Source organism: Salinarimonas soli (assembly GCF_008386575.1).
GTDB lineage: Bacteria > Pseudomonadota > Alphaproteobacteria > Rhizobiales > Beijerinckiaceae > Salinarimonas_A > Salinarimonas_A soli.
Genome location: NZ_VUOA01000274.1, coordinates 1 through 372 on the forward strand (window position 1 = coordinate 1; position 372 = coordinate 372).

Below are 372 nucleotides of genomic sequence, written 5' to 3' on the forward strand. Positions count from 1 at the left end.
GGCGTATGAGAACAACTGCTGCTTGAGGGAGGGGTTCCTGGCATAGCCGATGATGAGGGAGCCGAAGACTGTTCCAATACCAGCTCCGGAACCAGCTACTCCCACTGTCGCTGCACCAGCACCAATGAATTTGGCAGCAGAGTCAATGTCCTTAGTGACCGATGTGGTCTGGAAGGACCGCACTGCAGAGAGCTGTGTAGGGACAGCAGGTACCATCTGTGTATGGGTGGGTACAGCTGCAAGTGGTCGCACCAGTGCAGAGTTGCAGAAGATGGCAGACCTGGCTGCAGGGGCGATCAGTCTGGCGGCAGACAGCATTTTGTTTTTATAAGGTGCGGCGCGCGACAACAAAGAACACCGAGAAGGAGGAGT

At 55.6% G+C, this 372-nt stretch carries 1 protein-coding gene; it reads right to left on the bottom strand.

What is annotated here, in order from left to right; translation table 11 throughout:
• Window positions 1-318: ATPase C chain family protein (locus F0L46_RS28000; RefSeq protein ID WP_497850444.1), on the bottom strand; the 318-nt coding region annotated here is incomplete at its 3' end.
• Window positions 319-372 lie beyond the last annotated feature (54 nt).